Origin of the sequence: Pseudorhodoplanes sp., assembly GCF_046289595.1 — a bacterium.
Lineage (GTDB): Bacteria > Pseudomonadota > Alphaproteobacteria > Rhizobiales > Xanthobacteraceae > Pseudorhodoplanes.
Genome location: NZ_JBKBVB010000196.1, coordinates 1 through 4362, shown reverse-complemented (window position 1 = coordinate 4362; position 4362 = coordinate 1). Strand labels below are relative to the sequence as shown.

The window sequence follows — 4362 nt, the reverse complement described above, 5'->3', positions numbered from 1 at the left end:
GGCGCGATGATCCGCCACTCCGCATCACTGAGATCGAAACGGGCCATGATCTCCTCCGTCAGGAGGTTGAATCACTTTACACCCGCTTCGGGAATCCCCTTTATGGGTACAGAACCTAGCCGTGAAACCGAACCTGCAAGCCTGCGTCTGGAGGAGACCCATGTCCTATCGCGCACCGGTCGCCGATATTGCATTCGCCCTCAAGCACGGCGCCGGGATGGCGGAGGCTTTGTCCGCAGGGCTCTATGGCGATCTCTCCGCCGACGACATCGACGCCGTGCTCGTCGAGGCCGGACGGTTCGCATCGGATGTGATCGCCCCACTCAACCGCGAAGGCGACCAGTTCGGCACTCCGTTCAAGGATGGCCGCGTGACCATGCCGCCAGGCTGGACCGAAGCCTATCGCGACTGGGCGGCGGCCGGCTGGAACGGGCTCGCCTCGCCCGCGCAATGGGGCGGACAGGGGCTGCCGCGTGCGCTCAATGCGGCCTGTATCGAGATGTGGAACGCGGCCTCGATGGCCTTCGGCATCGGCCCGGTGCTGACCATGGCCGGGATCGATGCGCTGGCGCTGCACGGCAATGACGACTTGAAACGCGCCTATCTGCCGAAGCTCGTCAGCGGCGAATGGATGGGCACGATGCAGCTCACCGAGCCGCAGGCCGGCTCCGATGTCGGCGCGCTGCGCGCCCGCGCCGAGCGCGCGGATGACGGCACGTACAGGATCTTCGGAGCTAAGATCTTCATCACCTATGGCGAACACGAGATGACCGACAACATCATCCATTTCGTGCTCGCCCGCCTGCCCGATGCGCCGCCCGGCACCAAGGGCATCTCGCTGTTCCTGGTGCCGAAATTCCTGCTCGATGCGGACGGCAAGCCGGGCCGCCGCAACGATGTGCGCGCCCATTCGGTCGAGCACAAGATGGGCATCCACGCGTCGCCGACCTGCACCATGGTCTATGGCGATGAGGGCGGTGCCGTGGGCTACCTGATCGGCAAGGAACATGCCGGCATGGCCTGCATGTTCACCATGATGAACGAGGCGCGGCTTGCGGTGGGATTGCAGGGCGTCGCCATCGCCGAACGCGCGATGCAGCAGGCGCTGCATTATGCCCGCGAGCGCAAACAGGGGCGCAGCGACGCCCCGAACGGCCCCGCCTCCGTCGCCATCATCGAACATGCCGATGTGCGGCGCATGCTCTTCACCATGCGGGCGCTGACGCAAGGGGCGCGCGCGATCTGTTACGCCACCGCGATCGCGCTCGACCGCAGCCATCTCGACAAGGATGCAGGCGCGGCCAAAGCCGCGCAGGAGCGCGCGGCGCTGCTGACACCCGTGGCGAAAGCCTTCTCCACCGATATCGGCATCGAGGTCGCTTCGCTGGGCGTGCAGGTGCATGGCGGCATGGGCTTCATCGAGGAAACCGGCGCGGCGCAGCATTATCGCGACGCGCGGATCGCCGCGATCTACGAGGGCACCAACGGCATCCAGGCGATCGATCTCGTCACCCGAAAGCTGCCGTTGAATGGCGGTGCGACCGTGAAAGCCTTCATCGCAGAGCTGCGCGACATCGTCGCCCGCGTGCAGACGGTGAACGATCCCGCCTTCGGCGCGACCGCAACGCGGCTCACGCAATCCATCGATGCGCTCGAGCGCGCGACCGATTGGCTGCTGGCGCAGCTCAGCTCTGGCACGCGCGCGGCGCTTGCCGGCGCGACACCGTATCTGCGGCTGTTCGGCAGCGCCGCGGGCGGGGCGCTGCTTGCGAACGAAGCGCTCGCCGCGACCCGTCTGGGCAATGGCAACGGCGCGGATCGCATCGCGGTGGCCCGTTTCTTTGCAGAAAACATCGCGGTGCAAAGCGAAGGCCTGGAAAAGACCGTGACCGAAGCCGCCGACAGCGTTCTCGCCGCAGCACTGCCGGACGAGGCCGCCTGACATGAGCGCGCAGGTATCGGTCCGCGACGACGGCGCAGTCCGCATCCTGCGAATGAACCGGCCGGAGAAGAAGAACGCGCTCACCGCCGGCATGTATGAAGCGATGGCTGCCGCCATCGTCGCGACCAAGACCACGCCGTCGATCCGCTGCCTTGTGATTGCGGGCCAGATCGGCGCGTTCTGTGCCGGCAACGACCTCGATGAATTCCGCAAGGCTGCCGACGAGGGCGAAGGGCTCGGCGAACCGGTCCTGCGCTTCCTTCATGCGCTCGCCTATTGCGAGCGTCCGATGGTCGCCGCGGTCGACGGCCTCGCCATCGGCGTCGGCACCACGATGCTGATGCATTGCGATTATGTGGTGGCCTCGGCCGCCTCGCGCTTCTCGACGCCGTTTGTCGGCTTGGGCCTTGTGCCGGAAGCGGCATCGAGCCTGCTTGCGCCGCGGCTGATGGGACCGCGCCGCGCCTTCGAGATGCTGGTGATGGGCGAACCGCTCGATGCCGATCGCGCGCTGGCGCTGGGTCTGGTCAACAAGGTGACGGAGAGTACCGAAGTCGAACCGCAGGCGCTGGCGGCCGCGCAGAAGATCGCAAGCCTTCCGGCGGAAGCCGTGCTGGCGGCGCGGCGGCTGATCCGCGGCGATCCTGGCGAAATCGCCGAGCGCATCGACGAGGAAGCCGATTTCTTCCGCGAGCGGCTGCAATCGCCGGAAGCGCGGGCGGCATTCGCGGCATTTTTTGCGCGGAAGAGGTGAGGAGGATTTGTCACAGCTTGTCAGCCTGTACTCGATGTTGTTACGCAACGTGCGCGAGGCTTTGCGTTCGATTGTCGGCCGCCCGCCTTCGCGGGAATGAGCGAGTTTAAGAATTCCGTGCGCAGTCCATCACACGATACTCGCGGCTTATGTCTCGATCCAACATGATCCACGCCCCCGATCTCCAGCAGATTGTCACCGAAATCGCAGACGAGATGCGGCGGCGCTCCGATCGCGGCGAGGTCGCGACCTATATTCCGGAGCTTGCCCGCGCCGATCCGGCCAAATTCGGCATCGCGGTGATCGATGCGCAGGGCCGCGTGGCCATGGGCGGCGATGCCGAGGAGCCGTTCTCGATCCAGAGCATCTCGAAAGTGTTCACGCTGACGCTCGCGCTCGGGCGGGTCGGCGACCGGCTGTGGCGCAAGGTCGGCCGCGAACCCTCGGGCAGCGCCTTCAATTCCATCGTCCAGCTCGAATACGAGATGGGTGTGCCGCGCAATCCTTTCATCAATGCCGGCGCCATCGCCGTCACCGACACCATCCTGTCGGGGCACAAGCCGCGCGAGGCGCTGGGCGACATCCTGCGCTTCATGCACTTTGTTGCCGACGATACCGCCATCGTCATCGACGAAACGGTGGCCGCCTCCGAATCGCGCACCGGCTTTCGCAATGCCGCGCTCGCCAATTACATGAAGGCCTTTGGCGTGCTCGACAATCCGGTCGACTATACGCTCGGCGTCTATTTCCATCATTGCGCGATCGCGATGTCGTGCCGCCAGCTCGCCATGGCCGGCCGTTTCCTGGCGCATCAGGGCAAAAACCCGTCCACCGGCTTTACGGTCGTACCGGCCGAGCGGGCGCGCCGGATCAACGCCATCATGCTGATGTGCGGCCATTACGACGGCTCCGGCGAATTCGCCTATCGCGTGGGATTGCCGGGCAAAAGCGGCGTCGGCGGCGGCATTCTGGCGATCGCGCCGGACAAGGCCTCGATCGCAGTGTGGTCGCCCGGCCTCGACGACACCGGCAATTCGCATCTCGGCCGCATCGCGCTGGAAGCCCTGACGCAGCGCATGGGCTGGTCGGTGTTCGGGGCGTGACCGGGTATCCGCAGCCGGCAAGCCGCCCGCACCTCACGCGCTGGCGGGCTGCGATCCCGAATAAGCCGCAGGAACACATAACGAAACAGGAAGAATAAAGAAAAGAGCGCGCGTCCCGGCGAACGCGCGCTCCTCGCACAGACCCGGCGCTGTGCAAACCAGATGTGTCAGTTGGACTTCGGCCGCTCCTCGCGGATGGCTTCCTCGTGGTACCAGGCGCCGCTGACGACTTTGGTCACGGCCTGGACGATGCGCGATGCGGTGCGCGTATCGCTTGGCTCCGGCGCAGCGGCAAACCGCCCGCGCGGCGGGAACGCGATGATCTCGGCGGATCGGTTCAGGTTCGGCATCGGTTCAATCCTTCGCTCGCTTGCTTGGGCCTCTGGCTTGAGCGCGGCTCACTTCGTTGGGATCAATATAAGCCGGTTGCCCGCGATTTGCTCCGTTTGCGCGCCAAAAAATCGGCATCTGCATAGAATATGTGCTTTCGCGAACTTGCCGCTTTGCCCAGCAATCGCGCCGCGCACACAAAGTGCTGTGCTGCAGCAAGTGCCGCGCCAGTG

At 65.5% G+C, this 4362-nt stretch carries 4 protein-coding genes; 3 read left to right on the top strand and 1 reads right to left on the bottom strand.

Going from position 1 to position 4362, the window contains the following annotated elements; genetic code table 11:
- Positions 1–160 precede the first annotated feature (160 nt).
- From ACK41X_RS22715 to ACK41X_RS22705, 3 genes are all read left to right on the top strand, one after another.
- A complete protein-coding gene (locus ACK41X_RS22715; RefSeq protein WP_409728369.1) occupies positions 161–1942 on the top strand; it encodes an acyl-CoA dehydrogenase in 1782 nt (593 codons plus the stop codon).
- Position 1943: 1 nt separating this feature from the next.
- Positions 1944–2696, top strand: coding sequence for a crotonase/enoyl-CoA hydratase family protein (locus ACK41X_RS22710; protein ID WP_409728366.1), 753 nt, complete (start codon positions 1944–1946; stop codon positions 2694–2696).
- 164 nt (positions 2697–2860) lie between these two features.
- The gene (locus ACK41X_RS22705) at positions 2861–3799 is read left to right on the top strand and encodes a glutaminase (RefSeq protein WP_409728363.1); all 939 of its coding nucleotides are present in this window, start codon (positions 2861–2863) and stop codon (positions 3797–3799) included.
- A gap of 167 nt (positions 3800–3966) precedes the next feature.
- Here the strand turns inward: ACK41X_RS22705 and ACK41X_RS22700 are convergent, their stop codons facing one another.
- A complete protein-coding gene (locus ACK41X_RS22700; RefSeq protein WP_409728360.1) occupies positions 3967–4149 on the bottom strand; it encodes a DUF2735 domain-containing protein in 183 nt (60 codons plus the stop codon).
- Positions 4150–4362: the final 213 nt, after the last annotated feature.